The 18,859-nt window shown below is 66.4% G+C and carries 16 protein-coding genes and 3 pseudogenes; 10 read left to right on the top strand and 9 right to left on the bottom strand.

All coding sequences use genetic code 11. The features are described from left to right. Positions 1-41 precede the first annotated feature (41 nt). Positions 42-1,286 carry a glycosyltransferase family 4 protein gene (locus CKW46_RS11230; RefSeq protein WP_240274961.1) on the top strand — a complete coding sequence of 415 codons (1,245 nt, stop codon included), beginning with the start codon at positions 42-44 and terminating at the stop codon, positions 1,284-1,286. On the opposite strand, the gene CKW46_RS11225 is transcribed toward CKW46_RS11230, so the two are convergent. Beyond that, on the bottom strand, positions 1,283-2,260 hold the full coding sequence (locus CKW46_RS11225; protein WP_015355103.1) for an SDR family NAD(P)-dependent oxidoreductase: 978 nt from the start codon (positions 2,258-2,260) through the stop codon (positions 1,283-1,285). The two genes, CKW46_RS11230 and CKW46_RS11225, sit on opposite strands and share 4 nt — an antisense overlap. A gap of 66 nt (positions 2,261-2,326) precedes the next feature. Here CKW46_RS11225 and CKW46_RS11220 point away from each other — a divergent pair, with 66 nt between their 5' ends. Continuing rightward, positions 2,327-3,682 (top strand): TIGR01777 family oxidoreductase, encoded by a 1,356-nt coding sequence (locus CKW46_RS11220; protein WP_015355102.1) that lies wholly within the window; start codon positions 2,327-2,329, stop codon positions 3,680-3,682. 4 nt (positions 3,683-3,686) lie between these two features. Here the strand turns inward: CKW46_RS11220 and CKW46_RS11215 are convergent, their stop codons facing one another. Further along, positions 3,687-4,382, bottom strand: a complete 696-nt coding sequence (locus CKW46_RS11215; RefSeq protein ID WP_011739993.1) for an Rv1815 family serine proteinase — start codon at positions 4,380-4,382, stop codon at positions 3,687-3,689. 188 nt (positions 4,383-4,570) lie between these two features. After that, complete coding sequence (locus CKW46_RS11210; protein WP_015355100.1) at positions 4,571-5,212, bottom strand: SOUL family heme-binding protein; 642 nt, start codon at positions 5,210-5,212, stop codon at positions 4,571-4,573. A 173-nt stretch (positions 5,213-5,385) separates the two neighbouring features. On the opposite strand from CKW46_RS11210, the gene CKW46_RS11205 reads away from it, so the two are divergent. Continuing rightward, entirely contained in the window at positions 5,386-5,793 is a 408-nt protein-coding gene (locus tag CKW46_RS11205) for a hypothetical protein (protein WP_011739992.1), read from the top strand. A gap of 2 nt (positions 5,794-5,795) precedes the next feature. On the opposite strand, the gene CKW46_RS11200 is transcribed toward CKW46_RS11205, so the two are convergent. Then, the gene (locus CKW46_RS11200; RefSeq protein ID WP_015355099.1) at positions 5,796-6,299 is read right to left on the bottom strand and encodes a MarR family winged helix-turn-helix transcriptional regulator; all 504 of its coding nucleotides are present in this window, start codon (positions 6,297-6,299) and stop codon (positions 5,796-5,798) included. 110 nt (positions 6,300-6,409) lie between these two features. Continuing rightward, positions 6,410-7,422, bottom strand: a pseudogene (gene ampC, locus CKW46_RS11195) (class C beta-lactamase). Positions 7,423-7,830: 408 nt separating this feature from the next. Between ampC and CKW46_RS11190 the strand changes: the two are divergent. From CKW46_RS11190 to CKW46_RS11170, 5 genes and pseudogenes are all read left to right on the top strand, one after another. Further along, positions 7,831-9,944: pseudogene (locus CKW46_RS11190) on the top strand (MMPL family transporter). Next, complete coding sequence (locus CKW46_RS11185) at positions 9,941-10,420, top strand: TspO/MBR family protein (protein WP_482053159.1); 480 nt, start codon at positions 9,941-9,943, stop codon at positions 10,418-10,420. Before CKW46_RS11190 ends, CKW46_RS11185 begins: the two are co-directional and overlap by 4 nt. Before the next feature lie 8 nt (positions 10,421-10,428). Continuing rightward, positions 10,429-11,772, top strand: a complete 1,344-nt coding sequence (locus tag CKW46_RS11180; RefSeq protein WP_482053158.1) for a cryptochrome/photolyase family protein — start codon at positions 10,429-10,431, stop codon at positions 11,770-11,772. Between the two features lie 126 nt (positions 11,773-11,898). Then, the gene (locus tag CKW46_RS11175; RefSeq protein ID WP_012393496.1) at positions 11,899-12,444 is read left to right on the top strand and encodes an anti-apoptotic protein; all 546 of its coding nucleotides are present in this window, start codon (positions 11,899-11,901) and stop codon (positions 12,442-12,444) included. 24 nt (positions 12,445-12,468) lie between these two features. Continuing rightward, complete coding sequence (locus CKW46_RS11170) at positions 12,469-13,248, top strand: alpha/beta hydrolase (RefSeq protein ID WP_020786477.1); 780 nt, start codon at positions 12,469-12,471, stop codon at positions 13,246-13,248. Between the two features lie 20 nt (positions 13,249-13,268). Here CKW46_RS11170 and CKW46_RS11165 read toward each other — a convergent pair whose 3' ends face one another. Further along, the gene (locus CKW46_RS11165; RefSeq protein ID WP_011739985.1) at positions 13,269-14,006 is read right to left on the bottom strand and encodes an acyltransferase; all 738 of its coding nucleotides are present in this window, start codon (positions 14,004-14,006) and stop codon (positions 13,269-13,271) included. A gap of 200 nt (positions 14,007-14,206) precedes the next feature. Here CKW46_RS11165 and CKW46_RS11160 point away from each other — a divergent pair, with 200 nt between their 5' ends. Both CKW46_RS11160 and CKW46_RS11155 read left to right on the top strand, forming a co-directional pair. Next, positions 14,207-15,499: an outer membrane protein assembly factor BamB family protein gene (locus CKW46_RS11160; protein WP_015355093.1), complete on the top strand. Its 1,293-nt coding sequence runs from the start codon at positions 14,207-14,209 to the stop codon at positions 15,497-15,499. A 16-nt stretch (positions 15,500-15,515) separates the two neighbouring features. Further along, positions 15,516-15,905, top strand: a complete 390-nt coding sequence (locus CKW46_RS11155; RefSeq protein WP_012393493.1) for a DUF6264 family protein — start codon at positions 15,516-15,518, stop codon at positions 15,903-15,905. A 3-nt stretch (positions 15,906-15,908) separates the two neighbouring features. Here the strand turns inward: CKW46_RS11155 and CKW46_RS11150 are convergent, their stop codons facing one another. From CKW46_RS11150 to CKW46_RS11140, 3 genes and pseudogenes are all read right to left on the bottom strand, one after another. Beyond that, positions 15,909-16,592 carry an esterase gene (locus CKW46_RS11150; protein ID WP_020728139.1) on the bottom strand — a complete coding sequence of 228 codons (684 nt, stop codon included), beginning with the start codon at positions 16,590-16,592 and terminating at the stop codon, positions 15,909-15,911. Positions 16,593-16,666: 74 nt separating this feature from the next. After that, a pseudogene (locus CKW46_RS11145) lies at positions 16,667-17,870 on the bottom strand (THUMP-like domain-containing protein). Next, positions 17,867-18,850 carry a class I SAM-dependent methyltransferase gene (locus tag CKW46_RS11140; RefSeq protein WP_117435195.1) on the bottom strand — a complete coding sequence of 328 codons (984 nt, stop codon included), beginning with the start codon at positions 18,848-18,850 and terminating at the stop codon, positions 17,867-17,869. The pseudogene CKW46_RS11145 and the gene CKW46_RS11140 overlap by 4 nt, the downstream one beginning before the upstream one ends. Positions 18,851-18,859: the final 9 nt, after the last annotated feature.

Raw genomic sequence — 18,859 nt, 5'->3', positions numbered from 1 at the left:
CGGCCGACATTTTGTGCACGTTCGTGGAGGGGGCCACGTTCATGAAGATCCTGATGGTGTCGTGGGAGTACCCACCGGTGGTGATCGGCGGGCTCGGCCGCCATGTCCACCACCTCGCCACCGCATTGGTCGCGGCCGGCCACGAAGTCGTGGTGCTGTCCCGCCGGCCCTCGGGCACCGACCCCAGCACCCACCCACCGTCTGATCTGATCAGCGAGGGAGTCCGGGTGATCGCGGCCGCGCAGGATCCGCACGAATTCAGCTTCGGTAGCGACATGATGGCTTGGACCCTGGCCATGGGTCACGCCATGGTCCGGGCCGGCCTTACCCTCAGCGGTCCCGGCGCGGAGCAACCCTGGCAACCCGACATCGTGCACGCGCATGACTGGCTGGTGGCACATCCGGCGATTGCGCTCGCCGACTACTACGACGTGCCAATGGTTTCCACGATTCATGCGACCGAAGCCGGGCGGCATTCCGGTTGGGTTTCGGGAGATCTGAGTCGCCAGGTGCACGCGGTCGAATCCTGGCTGGTGCGTGAATCCGATTCGCTGATCACATGTTCGGGGTCGATGAGCGATGAGATCACCGAGCTGTTCGGCCCAGGGCTGGCCGAAACGGCGGTGATTCGCAACGGTATCGACGCGGCGCGCTGGCCTTTTGCGGTCCGTAAACCACGCACCGGGCCACCGGAACTGCTCTACGTCGGTCGGCTGGAGTACGAGAAGGGTGTGCACAATGCCATTGCCGCACTGCCGCGGATCAGGCGCGCGCACCCAGGCACCACACTTACCATCGCCGGCGAAGGCACCCAACAGGATTGGCTGGTCGAGCAGGCACGCAAACACCGGGTGCTCAAGGCCACCAAGTTCCTGGGCCACCTCGAGCACGCCGAACTGCTGACCCTGCTACATCGGGCCGACGCCGCGGTGTTCCCCAGCCACTACGAGCCGTTCGGACTGGTCGCGCTGGAGGCCGCCGCGGCCGGAACACCGTTGGTGACGTCGAATATCGGCGGGTTGGGCGAAGCGGTGATCGACGGGGTCACCGGGGTATCGTGCCCACCCCGCGACGTGGCGGCGCTGGCCGCCGCGGTGTGCGGTGTGCTCGATGATCCGGCCGCCGCGCAGCAACGTGCCCGGGCCGCGCGGGAACGGCTCAACTCCGACTTCGATTGGCAGACCGTGGCCGAGCAGACCGCGCAGGTGTACCTGGCGGCCAAGCGCGGAGAACGGCAGCCGCTGCCCCGGTTGCCGATCGTCGAGCACGCGCTGCCTGATCGCTAGTCGATGCCGATCGCGTCCGCGCAGTACCGCCACAGCCGTTGACGGTCATCGTCGCTGTACCGGGTCCACGGCAGGTAGTGCTCCGGGCGAGTCCGACGGTCATGCCAGAAGGTGCCGCTCAGCGGTGCCGGTCTGGTGGCCGCCAACCACACCGCGGTGTCGGCGCCCTGTTCGGCGGTGCGCAGTAGCGGCCCGATGACCGCGCGAAAACCCGGCAGTGATGTGGCCACCCCCGGAGTGTCGGCCCAGCCGGGATGCATGGAGTAGACGCGGATGCGCTCGCCGCTCCAGCGCCGGGCAAGCAGCGGCGTGAATGCCACCTGCATGCGCTTGGTGCGGGCGTATGCGACCGCCCCGCGGTAGCCACCGGCACGGTATTCGGGATCCTCGATCGGCAGCGGTTGGGTGTACATGCCGCCCGAAGACATCAGGATCACTCTCGGGTCGTCGGACTCGGCCAGCATCGGAACCAGCAGTTCGGTCAGCAGTATCGGCCCCAAGACGTGGGTGGCCAGCGTGATCTCATGGCCCTCGTCGGTCTCGGCGCGGGCCGCGGGCAGCAACCCGGCATTGTGGACCAGCACGTCCAGCCGGGACACCCGGGTGCGCAGGTCTGTCGCGAAGGCCCGAACGGCACTGAGGCTGGAGACATCGCAGACCTCCACCCGCACGTCGGCGCCGGAGGCCGCGGCGATCTCGTCGCGTGCGCGCTGCCCACTGTCGCGATCGCGCACGGTCAATACAACGGTGGCTCCCAGCTCGGCCAACCCGGCGGCAATGGCCTTACCCAGGCCGCGATTTGCGCCGGTGACCATCGCGGTGCGGCCCCGCAGGGCTGCCGGTGAGGGATCGTCGGACCAGCCCGAATGGCGAAGCTGATAGCCGACACGGGTGTATCCCCCAACGATGGTGCGATCGAGTGCCCGATCCAGGGTGGTATCCAGCAAAGAACGGATGCCATCGACAACGCTCATGCTGATCACTATCCGCTATCGGGCACGCCGTCGCCGCGCGGCCACCCGCGGCGGTAACGTGCAACGATGGGCGTGGTGTATTCCAGCGTGGTCGACGCGCCACGCGATGAGGTGTTCGAGTGGCACAGCAGGCCTGGAGCATTCAGCCGACTGTCACCGCCCTGGCAACCCATGCGGTTGGTAACCGAGGCACGATCACTCGAAGATGGTCGCGCGACGCTGGCGCTTCCCGGCGGCCTGCGCTGGTTGGCCCAGCACCAGCCCGATTCCTACGATCCCCCAAGGCGTTTCGTCGACACCATCGCAAGCGACGGGCTGGCTTCGCTGCCGGCCCGAATCGCGGTGCGGTGGCGGCACACTCACGACTTCGAGGACGCCGGCGCGGGCCGGACCCGGGTGATCGACCGTGTCGACACCCCGATACCGGCATCGGCATTGCGGCCGATGTTCGTATACCGCCACCAGCAGCTTGCCGATGATCTGGCCGCACACAAACTTGCCGCCGCTGCTGGCCTGGGCCCCACAACAATTGCGGTCACGGGGTCCTCCGGGCTGGTCGGTTCGGCGCTGACCGCCTTTTTGAGCACTGGCGGGCACCGGGTCGTGCGCTTGGTTCGTGGCACCCCACGCGGCGCCGACGAGCGGCACTGGGACCCGCACGATCCTGACCCCGAGTTACTGACGGGGATCGACGCGGTGATTCATCTGGCCGGCGCCTCAATCGCCGGGCGGTTCACCACAGCGCATCGAAACGCTATACGCGAGAGCCGAATTGGTCCGACGCGTCGGCTTGCCGAGTTACTGGGCCGCGGCGCTGACGGGCCTCGCGTGCTGATCTCGGCCTCGGCTGTCGGGTATTACGGCTACGACCGTGCCGACGAGATACTGACCGAGGAAAGCGGTCGCGGCGAGGGGTTTCTCGCCGATGTCGTCGCCGAGTGGGAAGCGGCGACCGGCCCCGCCCGACAAGACGGCGTGCGAGTGGTGCTGGTACGCACCGGCATCGTGCAGTCTCCCCGCGGCGGCACCCTGCAGTTGCTGCGCCCCCTGTTCAGCGCCGGGCTGGGCGGCCGCCTTGGCGACGGTCGTCAGTGGCTGTCCTGGATCGGGATCGACGACCTGGTCGACATCTATCACCGCGCCTTGTGGGACACCGGGCTATCGGGTCCGGTGAACGCTGTTGCACCACAACCGGTGCGTAACGCCGAGTACACGCGCACCCTGGCCCAGGTCTTGCACCGACCCGCGGTGTTGCCGGTCCCGGCACTGGGACCGCGGCTATTGCTGGGCGATCAGGGCGCCCGCGAACTCGCGTGTGCCAGTCAGCGCGTCCTGCCGGCGCGGCTGGCGCTGGCTGAGCACCGGTTCCGCCAGCCCGACCTCGACACGGCCCTGCGCCACTTGCTGGGGCGTCATCGGTGATCAGCTAGCTGCCGATCGTGCGCCCCTGCGGGGGTGGCTGCGTGGAGTCCACCGAGCGTGAATCGAGGTAGACCTGCCGCATGACCGCCGGCCAGGACTGGGCTTCGGATATCGAGCCGCGCACACCGTCGAGCAAGCCGGCGATCAAGGCGTGGTTGTCGTCGTCCAGCACGTATACGGGTGCACCAATCTCGTGCTGATCCGCGTCCATGCCGGCAATGACGAAGCGGCTCTCGGTGACGGTGTCGACGCGGCCGCAGCGTTGCCTCGCCGCGGTGGCCTCACACACCCGTGCACCGGGCTGGACCCGAAACCCTGGTTTCGACTGCAATCGAAGTCCGGTGGGCAGCAGGTCGGTAGCGGCCACTTCGGGGGCCAAGGTGATGACTTCATAGTCGACACCGGCAGCCGCACCGTCGACCGCCACTTCACTGACCGTCGCCTGGCCGGCCAGCGTCACGGCACCGACCGCATTGCCGTAGCGGTCGGTCACCATCGGATCGCCATTGCATCGACCGGCACTGAAGGCTATCCGCATCTGCGGTTCGACGAATCCAATCACGCACACCACCGAGCCCTGATGGATTTCCAATCCGGGATATGCCGTCACTCCAACGGCGGCCCGCCCCAGTGCCGGCGTCTCAACGCTCACCAGCACGAACACGACCGCGATCGCTGCGCGACACCATCGGTGATACATGATTTCCAACCGGTCACGGCAATCCAGCCGCGACCAACCCCACTTCTATTGGCAACGACATTATCCGGCGGAAACCGGTTACCCATTCTTGGCGTAGTCAAACACTACTGCTCAATCGCAGCTCGGTCGATCACCACAGTGCAAAAGCCACGCTCGATGCAGAAGTAATGACTCTACCGAAGGCCTGGTCAGCGCCTGGTCACCGGAACGGCGATTTCGTTGCGACGAAGGCATGGAATTGTCCACGGCGGATCGTAGAACCACGCCACCGGCGAACCAACCGGTTGCAGATCGGTGCCGTCGAGCAAGCCGAGTAGCTCCGTGGTGCGCGCCGCCACCGCGCCCGCGCCGCGATCACCGCTGAAGCGCAGCACCGCGTAAGTCTCCGCCGGCACCGCTACCAGGGCGACGGCGTTGTCGTTCGGCACCGGCAGGGTATCCAGGGTCCACTTGGCCGGCATGAAAAACCGTATCGTCCACGTGCCGCCGTCGCCGGCTTGCTGCGCCACCGGCGCTGTCATGGCGATGGGTTCGCCCGCGCCGGTCTGATCGCGGTGTTGGCTCACGGGAGCCGTCATCGCCAGTTTCGACTTGGCGTGGTTGGCGCCGAAAATATAGCCGGCCAGGACGCGGAATCCGCGATTTCGGGCGCCTTCCTCGGTGTCGTCGACCACGGTTTCGGCCGCAACGCGCGGACCATAACGACGGACCTCTAGGCCCTTGCCGAGTTGTTCGACGGTGTGGGCCGGTTCTTCGGTAACCCGCACCCCAACGACGAGACCGACCGCCTCCAGGAGTTGGGCCAAACGCGGCACAATGCATCCCAGCATCTGGGGATCTACCTTTCGTGTGTCTGTCGACGCTACGCCCCGGCAAGTCGAGCCCGCCGGCCCGTCAATTGTGGAACAGCCACCGACCCAACCACCACGTCGAAACCATGCGGTGCGACCAGTAGCCTCGAGGGGACACAGGCAGCTGGGGCGCCAACGATCGGAGCCATGCAATGACGCCGCAAGACCGGGGCGAGTACTTTCCCTACCGCTACGACGCCCGCCTGGCCCCCATGTGGCTCCCGTTCCGGTGGCCGGGCCGCCAAGGCGTCACGCTGACCGACGACGGCCGTTTCGTGGCCCGCTATGGGCCCTTTCATGCCGAAGCGCCACTGTCGAGCGTGACCGACTCCCACGTCACCGGGCCATACCGATGGTGGACCGCGGTAGGCCCGCGACTGTCGATGGTCGACGACGGCCTTACCTTTGGCACCAATGCGCAGGCCGGGGCGTGTGTCCACTTCGAGCCGCGGATCCACCGGGTGTTGGGTTTGCGGGATCACTCGGCACTGACCGTGACCGTCGCCGATCCCGCGGGCCTGGTGGCCGCCCTGAAGAAGATCGGCCAGAGCGCGCCCTAGCGCTACGGCGAGCTCAGATCGGTCCGAAACACGCGCATCGCGGCGATAAGGGCGGTAAAGACTCGATGCGCCGCCACCAGATCCGGGTCGGCAACGCCGTCCAGCGCGGCACGGGTGTGCATTCCCAGCGGAGTGAAGAAAGACCGGGCGGTCGCCAGGCCGGGTTCGGAATACCGTAGGACGACCTTGCGACGGTCTTCGGGGTGAGTATCGCGTCGAATGTGGCCGGATTCGATGAGCCGATCCACCAAATAGGTAATCGCGGCGGCCGATAGACCCATCCACTCCCCGAGTTGCCCCGAGGTCAGCGGCCGACCGCCGGTTTCGGCGACCATGATGTGTAGCAGCGCCCGAAAATCGTTGGGGCGCACGCTGTGTGACACCGCAAACAAGTGGCCGATCTGATCGGATTCGGTCGATAACTCCCGCAGATCGGCCGAAATCGCCGACTCGAGCCCCTGGCGGCTGCAGGCCTGTTCATCCGCATCCATGGCAATGTGCAGCATATCCGCATCGGCAATTAATTTCAGTTCATTAATCTTTAACCAGTTGAATTAGCTGACGGAGGCGGGCGCCGGCTCGCGAAGGCCCGTGCAGGCTCGACCATTGATCCGATCTATCGCGACTCGGCCGCGAGTTTTTCGAGCACCGCATGGGCCGCCGTGATGCGCGCGGCGTTGGGGAAGTTCTTGTTCGCCAGCATCACAATGCCGATCCTTTTGTCGGGTACGAACGCGGCATAGGCGCCGAACCCGTCGGTGGAACAGGTCTTGTTGAACAGCCTCGGGCCGGACGGGGGCACCCCGGCGACCAGGGTAACCGGGTTTGGCTGCATGGCAATGGTGTTGGAGTTGCCGGCCAGCAGCTGATCGAGGGTGACCGGGTAGGAATACTGCTCCCAGCCAAGCCCCTGGACCATGTCAGCGACATTAAAGTATCCGAGGTGGGTTACTTGCACGGCACGGCGCATCGACGCCGGTAGGCCCTCGGGTGAGATTTTGGCCTCGACGAAGCGCAGCATGTCAGGTGCAGATGACTTGACGCCGTAAGCTTCGGCAGCAAAAACCCCGGGTTCACCCGAACCGGTTCGTTGCTGGCGTTGTACCCCCACGCGTAGTCGTCCATCTGGGCTTGCGGCACCCGGATGAAGCTGTGGGACAGCCCCAGCTTGGGAAAGACCTGGGTTTGGACCAAATCGGCAAAATCGCTGTTCATCGCCAGCGCGGTGAGGTGGCCCAGCAGCCCGATGCTCGGGTTGGAGTAGCGCCGCTGTTGGCCCGGGGCGTCATCGGGTGTCCATTGCTGAAAGTAGGCCTGCATCTGGGCGTCGTCGGTGATCTCGGGCGGAAATTGCAGGGGCAGTCCGCCAGCGGTGTAGGTACCCAAGTTCAGCAGGGTGGCCTTGTCGATGGCGCTGCCCGCGAGCTGCGGCATGTACGCGGAGGGGTGCCCCGCCAGCGATATTCTGCCGAGTTCCTGCGCGTAGCAGGCCAGCGTTGCGGTGAACGTCTTGCTCACCGAACCGATCTCGAAGATGGTGTCCGCCGTCACGGGGGCACCGCTTTGCTTGGCGGCAACTCCATAGTTGAAGTAGCACTGTTGGCCGTTGACCGTCACCGCTACGGCCATACCGGGTATGTCGTACTGGACCAGCAGCGGTCGAAACGCGCTGTCCACGGCCGCGGACAGCGCATCGGGCGCCGCTACCGCCGGGGTGGCGACCAGCGCGCACAGCGAGGCGATGGCCAGGATTAGCGGTGTGGCCGCCCTGGTGATGATGCCCAACGGAGTCCCTTCGCCGGCCCGAATGCCCTTACCGGGCATGACTGCCCGCTAAGCCGACGACACTACTGGCCAAACCCGGCGGGCAGCACCGGCGCCTCGCGCGGCGCTACCCGGCGCCGACCGGCATGCGATCAGACGATCTGCATGAATTACGCTACTCCCCATAGCTTTTGGCATTTGGTGCGGCACCAGCGGAGCACACCGGGTGCACCCTTGATTCAAAATTACTTAATAACTGAAATACTTGCGCACGTGGTTTGGGACAGACTTGCGGCGGCGCTAGCGGCCAAGAGGTCGTGGCTGATCTCGGTGGGTGTCGTCGCACTGGCCACGGTGTTCATGGTGTTGGTAGGAGGAAACTCCGCGGCCGGGCAAGCACCGCAGTCGGTACCCGCCGACGCGGAGTCGGCGAAAGTCGAATCCGAGCTGGGCCGCTTCCCCGGCGGCGACCGGGCCCCACTGATCCTGGTCGTCACTCGCTCGGACGGGACCACGCTGGACGCCGCCGATCGCCGCGCGGCACAACAGGCAGCACAGCGCATGCAGGCCTCGGCACACCCCGGCGCGAACCCGCGACCGGCAGCTCCGTTGATCTCGGCCGACACAAAAGCGGCAATCTCGGTGGTGCCCATCAGCGCGAACCTGTCGGGCCTGGCCCTCAACGACGCTGTCAAGGCGTTGCGCGAGGCGGCACACGAGGGACTGCCGGCGGACCTGGACGCCCATGTCACCGGCGGACCGGCCTTCGGCGCCGACATCGCCAATGCATTCACCAACGCAAACATCACCCTGCTGGCGGTGACGGCATCGGTGGTAGCGCTGCTGCTCATCCTCACCTACCGCTCGCCGGTGCTATGGCTGCTGCCATTGCTGGTGATCGCCTTCGCCGATCGGGTCGCGACCACAGTCGGGACCGCGGTCGCCGCCCTGACCGGGCTGAACTTCGACGGATCCACCTCGGGGATCACCAGTGTGCTGGTCTTCGGCGCCGGGACCAACTACGCGCTGCTGCTGATTTCTCGATACCGGCAGGAACTTCCGGTTCACCGCGATCACCGCGACGCGCTGGCCCGGGCGGTGCGCATGGCCGGACCGCCGATCGCCGCCAGCAATGCCACCGTGGTGCTGGCGCTGCTCACGCTGGTCTTCGCGGCAACCCCCAGCAACCGCAGTCTGGGCGCCCTGGCGGCGTGCGGGCTGGTCGTCGCGGCGGTATCGGTGCTAGTGGTGCTGCCACCGCTGCTGGCGCTGTGTGGGCGAAGACTGTTCTGGCCCTTCATTCCCCGCGCCGAGGACACCACGGCGCTCGATTCCGGCTTTTGGCATGCGGTCGCCCAACGGGTGGCTCGCCGACCCGCTCCGGTCGCCCTGGTCACCGTCGCCCTGTTGATCGGGTTGGCGACCGGGCTACTCGGCACCCGCATCGGGCTGTCTCAGACCGAGCAGTTCCGGGTCAAAGCTGATTCGGTTTCCGGCTACGACGTCGTGGCCCAGCACTTCCCCGCGGGCCTGGTTAACCCCACACTGGTGGTAGCCCCCTCGGCGCAGGCGACGCAAGTGCGGCAAGCCATTGGCGCAACACCGGGCGTGGTCTCGGTTACCGAGTCGGGCCGCTCCGGCAAGTTCGGGGCCGGACTGACCAAGTGGTCGGTGGTGATCGACGCCCCACCATCCTCCGAACGGGCGTTCACAACGATTGCAGCGCTTCGACATTCGGCCAGCCAAGCGTCCCCTCCGCGTTGGTCGGCGGGCCGGATGCGCAGGCACTTGACGTACGCGACGCGGCCGAGCACGACCGTGCCCTGCTGATTCCGGCCATCCTTGCCGTCATCTTGGTGGTGCTCTACGCGCTGCTGCGCTCCGCATTGGCTCCGCTGATCCTGCTGGCCGCCACCATTCTCGGCGCGCTGGCCGCGTTGGGACTCGGCGGCTGGGCCAACATCCACGTATTCGGCTTTCCCGCCCTGGACAACAGCACCCCACTGTTCGCGTTCCTGTTCCTGGCCGCCCTCGGGGTGGACTACACGATATTCCTGGTCACCCGAGCCCGTGAGGAGTCGGCACGAAATGGCGCGCGCGCCGGGATGGTCCGGGCGGTGTCCGCCACCGGCGGGGTCATCACCAGCGCGGGAATCGTTCTGGCCGCCGTCTTCTGCGTGCTCGCTGTGCTGCCCCTGATCGTGCTGACCCAGTTGGGCATCATCGTCGGCCTGGGAATTCTGTTGGACACCTTCGTCGTACGTACCCTGGTAATTCCGGCGCTGTTCACCTTGATCGGCGATCGCATCTGGTGGCCCAGTGATCCCAAAACCACTGCTCACCAACCTGATTTAGCGTATTCGCACGCGGACGGAGGATCAGAATGAACAAATCGACACTGGCCAGCACCGCGCTTGCGGTCACCGCGGCGGCCGGTAGCGGAAGCATTGCCAGCCCGCCACGAACCTCAGACTGGTACGCGCGACTGCGCAAACCGTCCTACCAGCCACCTTCGGTCGCCTTCCCCATGGTGTGGACCACGCTCTACGGCGATATCGCCGCCAGTTCGGCAGTGGCCATCGACCGGTTGAACGCAACTGGCCAGCGCGACAAGGCACGCCGCTACATCGGCGCGTTGAGCATCAACTTGGTACTCAACGCCGGGTGGAGTTGGCTGTTCTTCCGGTTCCACCGGCTGGGAGCGTCAGCGCTCGGTGCCGCGGTCCTGGCAACCAGCAGCGCCGACCTGGTGCGGCGAACCGCCGACGCCGATCGGCGCGCCGGGCTGGCGATGCTCCCCTACGCCGTGTGGTGCGCGTTCGCCACCGTGCTGGCCACCCACGTCTGGCGACTCAACCGCTGAACCAGCCAATGACAAGGGCTCTGTTGTGGTTTCGCCGCGATCTGCGGCTTGGCGATCATCCGGCACTGGCCGCTGCCGCCGATAGCGAGGAAGTGCTCGCCTGCTTCGTGGTCGACCCGCGCCTGGAAGCTTCCTCAGGCCTGCGCCGCCTGCAGTTCCTCGGCGACTCACTTCGCCAACTCAACGATGCACTGCAGGGCCGCCTACTGGTGACACGCGGTCGGCCCGAGCAGCGGATTCCGCTGATAGCCAAAGCAATCGAGGCATCATCGGTGCACGTTACCGGCGATTTCGCGCCGTTTGGGCAGCGTCGCGACGAACGGGTTGCAGCGGGGCTGGGCCGCGTGCCACTGGTAGCGACGGGCTCGCCGTATCTGGTTTCACCGGGTCGAGTCGTCAAAAACGATGGCAGCCCCTACCAGGTGTTCACCCCGTTCTTCCGCAAATGGCAGGACGCGCGATGGCGAGCACCGGCTGACACGGGGCCCGGATCGGCGTGTTGGCTGGATCCGGCGCAGACCGACATCGAGCAGTGCGAGATCCCCGATCCGGGCACTGAGCTTGACCTGGCCGCCGGTGAGGCCGCGGCCATCCGGGAATGGACAGCATTCCGCACCGCCAAGCTGGACCGCTATGAGCATGACCGCGACAGGCCGGACTTCGAGGGCACCAGCCGGATGTCGGCGCACCTGAAGTTCGGCACCATCCATCCCCGGACCATGGTCGCGGGCATGGACCTGACCGGCACCGGAGCGCGTAGTTACCTACGTGAGTTGGCGTTCCGGGACTTTTATGGCGCCGTCCTGCACCACTGGCCGGCCAGCGCCTGGCACAACTGGAACAGCAACTTCGACGGCATCGTGACCGACACCGACGCCAACGCCAGACGCCTTTTCGAGTGCTGGAAGGCCGGAGAAACCGGATATCCATTGGTCGATGCCGGGATGCGTCAGTTGCGCGAAACCGGGTTCATGCACAACCGGGTCCGGATGATCGCCGCATCCTTCCTGGTCAAAGACCTGCACCTGCCCTGGCAATGGGGGGCCGCCTGGTTCCTTGACCAACTCACCGACGGTGACCTGGCCAGCAATCAGCACGGCTGGCAGTGGTCGGCGGGATGCGGCACCGACGCCGCGCCGTACTTTCGGATCTTCAATCCGAGCGCACAAGCCGAAAAGTTCGATCCCGCGGGCGATTACATTCGACGTTGGGTCCCCGAACTGCGCGATGTCGACAACGTGCATCGGATTCAGCGGCGCGGCGGCCCATGCCCGTCAACATATCCGGCGCCGATCGTGGATCACGGCACCGAACGCGCCGAGGCGTTGCGCCGCTATCACGACATCGGCTGACCTGCGGGCGCCGGATCTCTTTGCCAAACAGTAGCGTTTGCTTGGTGTTTGGCTGATTCGCCTTTCCGGAGCTGTTTGACATGTAATTATCAGCCGATTCCCAGTTGTCGACGCCAGGGAGGCGATATGGCTCATTCGATCGTGCGGACGTTTCTGGTCTCAGGCGCCGCGGTGGGCCTGATGGCCAGCGCCGGCGCCTGTTCCTGTTCGATCGGAACCGGATCGCATTCGGTGAGCAAAAGCGATGTGGCCGAGCAGATCAAGGCCAAGATGACCGACGCTTCCGGCAACAAGCCCGAGTCGGTGACCTGCCCGGGAGATCTCCCGGCCAAGGTCGGGGCTCAGCTCAACTGCGAAATGAAGGTCAAAGACTCCACATACAACGTCAACGTCACCGTGACCAGCGTCGACGGCAAAGACGTCAAGTTCGACATGGTGGAGACCGTCGACAAGGACAAGGTCGCACACATCATCAGCAACAAGCTGTATCAGAAGGTGGGCCAACGACCCGACTCGGTGACCTGCCCCGACAACCTCAAGGGCGTGGTGGGCGCGACACTGCGGTGTCAGCTCATCGACGGCAGCAAGACCTATGGCGTCAATGTGACCGTGACCAGCATCGACGCCGGCGATGTCCGGTTCGACTTCAAGGTCGACGACCACCCCGAGTAGGACCGCGACAGCAATACTGCAGGAGTGCGCAAACATGTCGTCCTGATTCATGGCGCATGGAGCCGCGGCCGGCAGCTGGCCGGCGCCCGGTCCGCTTTCGAACACCACGGCTACACGGTCCACACTCCGACGTTGCGCCATCACGAATTGCCGTTGCCCGACGGCGCGGCCCGCATTGCCACGCTGAGCCTGCGTGACTACGCCGATGACCTGGTCGAGCTGGTGGCCTCGCTCGACTCCGCGCCCCTGCTGGTCGGACACTCCCTGGGCGGCCTGCTGGTCCAGCTGGTGGCAGCGCGAACCCGCCACATCGGCGTGGTCGCCGCCTGCCCCTCGCCGGTCGGACCCGTTGGTCTGAACCGCACAACGGCGGGCCTTTCGATGCGGCACGCGCTGCGGCCGCGGCCATGGACCAAGCCGGTAGCGCCCCCGTCGTGGCCCCGGTTTCGGACCGGTATCGCCGGAGCCCAGTCGGCCGGCGCGGCCCGCGAAATGTTCGATGATCTGGTCTGCGAGTCCGGACGCGTGTTGTTCTTCGAGCTGGCCCTGCCCTGGCTGGACCGCTCCAAGGTCGCGCGCGTCGACTACCCCGCGGTCACGGGTCCGGTTCTGGTGTTAGGCGGCGAGTACGACCGCATCGTGGGGAGCGCGATCGCACGCCAAACGGCCGGCCGGTACCGCAACGGCACCTTCGTCGAGATTCCCGGCTCCGACCATCTCGTGTTCTCGGCGCGAGTGCTACCGGCCACCATGGCTCGGATCAGCGAGTGGATCGCACACAATCATCTGTTCGCCACCGCCTGAGGCGCCAGGCGCACCGCCGACTAGTGAGCCGCCTTCTTGCGCTCGATGTCGGCCAGCGCCGCGGCCAGCTCCGCGCGCTGAGCCGCCGAGGTCTCCCAGGACAGCTGGCGGTTCTTGACCACCTTGGCCGGTGATCCCACCGCGATCGAATAGTCGGGGATGTCACCACGGACCACCGCATGCGCGCCCAGCACACAACCGCGCCCCACCGACGTGCCACGCAGCACCGTCACTTTGACACCGACCCAGGTGTCAGGCCCGATCCGCACCGGCGACTTGATGATCCCCTGGTCTTTGATCGGGACGTTGATGTCGTCCATCCGGTGATCGAAGTCGCAGACGTAGCACCAATCGGCCATCAACGCCGAGTCCCCCAACTCGATGTCGAGGTAGCAGTTGATGACGTTGTCGCGGCCCAGCACCACCTTGTCGCCGAAGCGCAGCGATCCCTCGTGGGCACGAATGGTGTTCTTGTCCCCGATGTGCACCCAGCGGCCAATCTCGAGCTGCGCCAGCTCAGGTGTCGCATGGATTTCCACGCCCTTCCCGAGGAAGACCATGCCCCGGGTAATGATGTGCGGGTTGGCGAGTTTGAACTTGAGCAGCCGCCAGTACCGCACCAGGTACCACGGCGTGTACGCGCGGTTGGCCAGCACCCATTTCAGCGATGCCAGCGTCAGGAACTTGGCCTGGCGGGGGTCCCGCAACCGCGACCCGTGCCAGCGGCGATGAAGCGGCGCACCCCACATGGTCGTCATGGGCGGAAAGCCTAGCGTGACGCCGATGCACGACGCACAGCGTCCCGAGGCCTGACCACCCCGAAGGACGTCGGGCAATCGCCACGAGTACACCGCCACGCGTTACCCTCACCTGTACTCGATCGCTGCTCATGCAGACGGGCCGGACCCCGTGAGCTACCGCGTAGCGGAAGGATTTGGGAACCCTGCGAAATCATCCGGTGTTTGCCCGACGTCTCCTGACGACCGCTCTCGCGGCTGCACTCACGATCGGGCTGGGCGGCTGCGGCAATACCGATTCGTGGGTGGACGCCGCACCCGCGCTAGGTTGGCCCGCACAGTACGGCGACGCCGCCAACAGCAGCTACACCACCACCGCCGGCTCCAGCAAGCTGGCGCTGAAGTGGACGCGTTCGGTCAAGGGAAGTCTGGCCGCCGGGCCGGCGTTGAGCGGGCGCGGCTACCTCGCGCTCAACTCGCAGACCCCGGCCGGGTGTTCGCTGATGGAGTGGGAGAACAACGACAACGGCCGGCAACGCTGGTGTGTTCGGCTGGTCCAGGGCGGCGGCTTCGCCGGTCCGTTGTTCGACGGATTCGACAACCTCTACGTCGGCCAGCCGGGCGCGATCGTTGCCTTCCCCGTCACCCAGTGGACGCGCTGGCGCCAACCGGTGATCGGCATGCCGTCCACCCCGCGATTTTTGGGCAACGGCCACCTACTCGTGGCCACCCATCTGGGACAGATGCTGGTGTTCGACGCCCACCGCGGCAAGATCGTAGGCAGCCCGATGGATCTGGTGGAGGGCGTCGATCCGACTGATCCGGCGCGTGGTCTGGCCGACTGCGCTCCGGCACGACAGGGCTGCCCGGTGGCGGCGGCCCCGGCGTTCTCGAAGGTCAACGGCATGGTGGTGGTCGGCGTCTGGCAACCCGGAGCGCCGGCGGCGGGGCTGGTCGGGCTCAAGTACCACGCGCAGCAACTGGTTCGGGAGTGGACCAGCGACGCCGTCAAAGACGGCGTGCTTGCCAGTCCGGTGCTATCGGCCGACGGCGAAACCGTGTACGTCAACGGCCGCGACCAACGGCTGTGGGCCCTGCACGCAACGGACGGCAAGGTGAAGTGGTCGGTGCCGTTGGGATTTCTGGCTCAGACACCGCCGACGGTCACCCCGGAGGGCCTGATCGTTTCCGGCGGCGGCCCCGACACCCGGCTGGCGGCGTTTCGCGACGCGGGCGACCATGCCGACCAGGCCTGGCGCCGCGATGACGTCACGCCCCTATCGACGTCCAGCCTGGCGGCCGGAAACGTCGGCTACACGATCGTCGCGGGTCCGCCCCACGAAGGCGGACCCGGTATGTCGTTGCTGGTGTTCAACCCGGCGGACGGCCACACGATCAACAGCTATTCGCTGCCCGCGGCGACCGGATATCCGGTCGGGGTGTCGATCGCCGTCGACGGCCGCGTGGTAACTGCGACCAGCGACGGCCAGGTATACAGCTTCGCGCCGGCCTAGCGGCCATACTTGTTGGGTGTCTACCGACGATCTCGCCCCGGTACACACCGGCGGCGCCGGCAGCCGTCGCGCCAAGGCCCATCGAGCGGTAAATGTCACCCTCACCATCGCCCTGCTGGTCCTGCACGCCTTCTTATTCGTGGTGACGATGTTGGTGTTGGGCCTGCTCGTCATGGGTACCGACCCGTGCGGCTACCAGACCTGCGGTGATCCCTCCTGGGTCGACAAAGCGATCGGGCTGGGTTTTTGGGGCGGCATCGTGATATTTCTCGCCGATCTCATCATCAGCGTGTACCGGCTCGCACGGCACAACGTGGCCTTCGTGGTGCCGATCATCGGGTGTGTGGCCCAGCTGACGCTGGGCATCGGCGCCGCGGCGATGGAATCGCTGGCCGGCCCCGTGTGAACCTCAGATCGCCAGGGGCGGGATGGCATTGCGCGGCACCTGGGCCTGGGTAGCGCCGGCAAACGACGGCAGCAGCTCACCCTGAGCAAAATAGAAGATCACGTCGGTGTCGGTGATGGCGAAGTTCTGGTAGTGCGTCGGGTCCAGACCATTGGAGGGCAGGATCGCCACACCGAGCCCGGTCTGGTGCGCCAGCTCGCGCTGGACGATCGGGTAGATGGCGTCCAGCGGGGTGGTCCCCGGCGCGAACAAGGTGTCGAAGGTGATCGGCTGCTTGGTCCCGAGGTTGTAGTTGAAAGCCTTGTACCAGGTGAAGGGGTGTGCGCCACCGAGATCCTGGAAGAACTTCAGCACCACGCTGCGGGTGTTGTGCGGCGGCTGGCCGGCGGCGTGTTGTTCGGTGGTGGCGTCCATCTGATAGGGCTGATCACGTCGCCCGGACCCGGTCGCCACGCTGACGAACCCGTCCCGGTTCTGGGTGATGTAGTCGGTCAGCGCCTGCTGATCCGGGTAGTCCTGGGGAAACGTGATGTCCAACGTGTACGTGGATCCCGTCGCGTGGATGTGGCACATCTGAGCGCCTTCGACGTTGCCGCCGAGGCTGGCACAGGACGGCGGCTCGGCGGCAGCCGGCCAAGCCAATAGGACCGCACTGACAAGCATTGCGGCCGCAATCATTAAGCGCATCGTTGATTTTTCCTCGCAGACCAAAACGGGCGGTGGCGTTGCAAAGGGGTAACCGCCGCCAGCGTACCCGGACGCTACCGCGACGGACAGCAAACGTATGCCGTCACGTGGCTGGCGCTTCCCGTACCGATGCGCGTGATCACCACCGACAGCGCGCGGCCGCCACGCGGCCGTAGCCGCCGGCGCAGGGCGTCAGGATCGACCTGCACGCCCCGGACCAGAATCTCCAGCGCTCCGCAGTCCAGCGCGTTCAGGGCCTGACGCAGCCGCCGCTCGTCGAACGGTAGCGCCTCGAGCACCTCGAAGCCCCGTATCCCTTCTGGCAGGGTGTCGCCGGACAGATAGGCGATATTGGGATCGAGCTGCCACAGCCGGTGCCTGGCGCCGTAGTGGCGCACCAGGCCGGCCCGGACCACCGCTCCGTCGGGATCGATGATCCAGCGCCCGGCGGGACGCACGTCGCAGTCGTCGGGCTCGGAATCGGTGATCTGTTCGCCGCTGTCGAGGATGCTGGCCCGACGGCGCACCCCAGCTGCGGCCAGGCCCCGCGACCACAGGCACGCCTCGCGAACCGAGCCCTGGTAGGACGTCACCTCGATTTCGCCGTCGAAACCCAGGCGACTCACCTGATCGAAATCGATCCCGGGCGCGCACTTCACCACCAGCGGCCGATCGCGGTAGACGTCGAGAACGGGCCCCAGCCCGGGCTGATAATCGGCCGGACTGAAGCGCCGGCGCCCCTTGCTGCGACGCGCCGGATCGACCAGGACGACCGTGTCCCGGGTCACCGGCCGCAGCGCGTCGGCACGGCACAACCCGACCGCCCCCCAGGTTGTGGCGCGCCATCGCCAGCCGTACCGGGTCGATGTCGCTGCCGATCACCGTCGCCGCCGATCGGCACAGCGCGGCCAGCTCAGTGCCGATGGAGCAGGTCGCGTCGTGCACCGTCAGATCGGCCAATCGCCTGGCCCGGTGCAGGGCCACCGCCGCCACCGTGGCCTGCTGCAAGGCGGTGTCGGTGAACAGCCAGTCCGACACCGGCGTACTCGGGCACAGCCCACCCAGTTTTGCCACGGCCCGGCGTCGTAGCAGGGTCGTCTCGATCAGCATGGGGGTGCGCTCGCCGAAGCGGGCGCGCGCCGCGGTGATGTCGGCGATTCGGGTCGCGTCCCGCAGTTCCAGATCGGCGACCGCGCGAAGGGCGGCGGTACCTGCGTCGGAGCGCAGGTAGGCGACGTTGTCGACGCCGAAAACGACGCCGGTGCCCGCAGGGCTCAGGAGGGCTTAACCCCGGTTACCATCACGTTGTAGAACCAGCCTTTGGGCGCCACATGCCGCCAGACGTTGGCGTCCATCCAGCTCAGTGCCTTCCATCCGTTGAAGGCGAACCTCGCCCAGTTCCAGCCCAGTCGCCCGGGCGGCACCGAGGATTCGAACGTGCGCACCGGCCAGCCGAACATGGCGGCACTGAACTCTTCGCTGGCCGTCTCGACCCGGATCGCCCCGGCGTTTTTCGCCATCCGTTCCAGGTCCTCGGGGGCGAAGGTATGCAGGTCGACGATGGCCTCCAGGGCCGCGGCCCGCGAGGATTCGTCGAGCTCTTCCTGCGGCCGCCGCCAGCCGCCCAGGCCGGGCAGTTTGGTGACGTTGGTGGCGATTCGCCAGGTCAGGGTGGACAGCGTGCGGGCGTACTCGTTGCCCACCGTGGTGGGCTCCCCCGCGAACACGAACCGGCCGCCCGGTTTCAACACACGCATCACTTCACGCAGCGACAACTCGACATCGGGGATGTGGTGTAGCACGGCGTGCCCGACCACCAGGTCGAACGTGTCGTCGTCGTAGGGGATGCCCTCGGCGTCGGCCACTCGGCCATCGATGTCGAGCCCCAGTGACTGCCCGTTGCGGGTGGCGACCTTGACCATGCCCGGGGATAGGTCGGTCACCGAGCCGCGCCGGGCGACCCCCGCCTGGATCAGGTTGAGCAGAAAAAACCCGGTACCACAGCCAAGCTCCAACGCCCGCTCATACGGCAGATCGGCGTGGACTTGGGCGGGCACGATGGCGTCGAAGCGGCCCCGGGCGTACTCGACGCAACGCTGGTCATACGAGATCGACCACTTCTCGTCGTAGTTCTCGGCTTCCCAATCGTGGTAGAGCACCTGGGCGAGCTTGCTGTCGCGCCGGGCGGCCTCCACCTCTTCGGCAGTGGCGTGCGGGTTGGGCGCCGCGTCGGCAGGTATCTCCGAGCTCCTCGTCATGCAGGGCAG

Source organism: Mycobacterium liflandii (assembly GCF_022354805.1).
In the GTDB taxonomy this organism is placed as follows: domain Bacteria; phylum Actinomycetota; class Actinomycetes; order Mycobacteriales; family Mycobacteriaceae; genus Mycobacterium; species Mycobacterium marinum.
Note: the sequence above shows the minus strand (reverse complement) of the source record. Positions and strands in the feature narration are given on the sequence as shown.

What these genes read in the sequence shown, in the direction of transcription:
- CKW46_RS11230 (WP_240274961.1), top strand. Translation starts at nt 42, where the DNA reads ATGAAGATCCTGATGGTGTCGTGGGAGTACCCACCGGTGGTGATCGGC.
- CKW46_RS11225 (WP_015355103.1), bottom strand. Translation starts at nt 2,260, where the DNA reads ATGAGCGTTGTCGATGGCATCCGTTCTTTGCTGGATACCACCCTGGAT.
- CKW46_RS11220 (WP_015355102.1), top strand. Translation starts at nt 2,327, where the DNA reads ATGGGCGTGGTGTATTCCAGCGTGGTCGACGCGCCACGCGATGAGGTG.
- CKW46_RS11215 (WP_011739993.1), bottom strand. Translation starts at nt 4,382, where the DNA reads ATGTATCACCGATGGTGTCGCGCAGCGATCGCGGTCGTGTTCGTGCTG.
- CKW46_RS11210 (WP_015355100.1), bottom strand. Translation starts at nt 5,212, where the DNA reads ATGCTGGGATGCATTGTGCCGCGTTTGGCCCAACTCCTGGAGGCGGTC.
- CKW46_RS11205 (WP_011739992.1), top strand. Translation starts at nt 5,386, where the DNA reads ATGACGCCGCAAGACCGGGGCGAGTACTTTCCCTACCGCTACGACGCC.
- CKW46_RS11200 (WP_015355099.1), bottom strand. Translation starts at nt 6,299, where the DNA reads ATGCTGCACATTGCCATGGATGCGGATGAACAGGCCTGCAGCCGCCAG.
- CKW46_RS11185 (WP_482053159.1), top strand. Translation starts at nt 9,941, where the DNA reads ATGAACAAATCGACACTGGCCAGCACCGCGCTTGCGGTCACCGCGGCG.
- CKW46_RS11180 (WP_482053158.1), top strand. Translation starts at nt 10,429, where the DNA reads ATGACAAGGGCTCTGTTGTGGTTTCGCCGCGATCTGCGGCTTGGCGAT.
- CKW46_RS11175 (WP_012393496.1), top strand. Translation starts at nt 11,899, where the DNA reads ATGGCTCATTCGATCGTGCGGACGTTTCTGGTCTCAGGCGCCGCGGTG.
- CKW46_RS11165 (WP_011739985.1), bottom strand. Translation starts at nt 14,006, where the DNA reads ATGACGACCATGTGGGGTGCGCCGCTTCATCGCCGCTGGCACGGGTCG.
- CKW46_RS11150 (WP_020728139.1), bottom strand. Translation starts at nt 16,592, where the DNA reads ATGCGCTTAATGATTGCGGCCGCAATGCTTGTCAGTGCGGTCCTATTG.
- CKW46_RS11140 (WP_117435195.1), bottom strand. Translation starts at nt 18,850, where the DNA reads ATGACGAGGAGCTCGGAGATACCTGCCGACGCGGCGCCCAACCCGCAC.